We start from the raw sequence: 1,442 nt of genomic DNA on the forward strand, positions 1-1,442 counted from the left end.
CGACTCGTTCGCGTGCGCCGTCGGTCCGCTCACCCTGTACGGTCAGGCGGGCGGCGGCGTGGTCACGGTGCTGGGCCTCGCGATGTCCGGCGGGCGATCCCGTCCCGGCGCCGGAGCGGCGGCGGCCGTCGCCGCTTCCGTTTCCGCTTCCGTTTCCGCTGCCGCGGCTGCTGTCGTGGCCGCGGGCCTCGGTGAGGCAATGCGCGAGTTCGACCTCCTGTTGGTCGACTGGTGCGGCGGCCACCTCGTAGAGGCCTCCGACGTCGCCGACTGGCCCGCAACGGCCGCTGGGTGTGCTTCCGGGGAGTGAGCGGGCCTTTCCCTCGCATCACCCGGGGCAACCAGGGCCGGTTCGCCGGATCACCCGGGCGATCCGCCGAAACGGGCAGGTGAGGACTGCCGTCGTACTCCCCGCACCGGCGTTAGCCACCCGCCCGGCGATCCTTCCGTTGCGAACTATGCCTCGCACCAGCGAAGATGGGCGACCGGGGCGGCATCCGACGCTGCGTCAGATTGCGGGGGAACGGTCGTGCAGCCAGGCAGTGATCCGGATCGGCTGGGCTTCGCGCTGCTCGGCGACCTCCGCGTACGGCGCGCCGGTGCGGACGTGGTGCTGGGCGGCCCGCGGCAGCGGTCCGTGCTGGCCGCCCTGCTGCTGCGGCCGAACGAGCTCGTCACGGTGGACGAGTTGGTGGCCGGACTGTGGGGCGAGCGCCCGTCCGGCGCGCCGGACGTCACCTTGCGGACGTATGTGTGGCGGCTGCGGAACCTGCTGGAGCCCGTGCGCGATACGCCGAGGGTGTTGTTGTCCCGGGCGCGCGGGTACCGTCTGGCGGTCGAGCCGGACAGTGTGGACGTGTGGCGGGTCGGGCGCCTCCAGGAGCGGGCCCGGAAATGCTCCGCCGAACGGCCCGCGGACGCCCGGGAGTTGCTGACGGAGGCGCTGGCCCAGTGGCGCGGCGAACCGCTCGCCGGCCTTCCCGGTTCGCTCATGCACCGCGAGCGCGAGCGGCTGTCGCAGGTGCGCCTGTCTCTCCGGGAGGAGCGGCTCGCCCTCGATGTGGCGCTCGACGGGCCCTCCGGCCATTTGCCGGAACTGGAGGCGCTGGCCGCCGACCACCCGTTCCGCGAGCGTCTGCACGGGCTGCTCATCCGTGCGCTGCAACGCCAGGGCCGCACGTCCGAGGCACGTACGGTCTACGAGGCGCTCCGATTACGGCTCGTGGAGCACCTGGGCATCGAACCGGGGCCCGAGCTCTCGGAGTTGTGCCGCGAACTCGATGCGGACGGCCCGACCGGACCGAGCATCGCCTCCTCACCCAGCCGGCCCGGACAGCTGGACCAACTCCCGCCGCCTCTCACCCAGTTCACCGGACGGCAGGGCCACATCGCCCGGATCGGGCAGGCGTTGACCGTGCGGACGGGCCCCGGCCTGGGGCTGG

Annotated in this window: 1 protein-coding gene and 1 pseudogene; both read left to right on the plus strand. The window is 73.2% G+C overall.

The window, feature by feature from the left end:
* Positions 1–310 (plus strand): annotated as a pseudogene (locus AB0O00_RS39320) (hypothetical protein); the annotation flags it as partial.
* Positions 311–529: 219 nt separating this feature from the next.
* Positions 530–1,442, plus strand: a 913-nt coding sequence (locus AB0O00_RS39325) for a BTAD domain-containing putative transcriptional regulator (protein ID WP_363659466.1), incomplete at its 3' end; no start/stop codon positions are given.

The organism is Kitasatospora sp. NPDC093558 (assembly GCF_040683475.1).
Taxonomy (GTDB): domain Bacteria; phylum Actinomycetota; class Actinomycetes; order Streptomycetales; family Streptomycetaceae; genus Kitasatospora.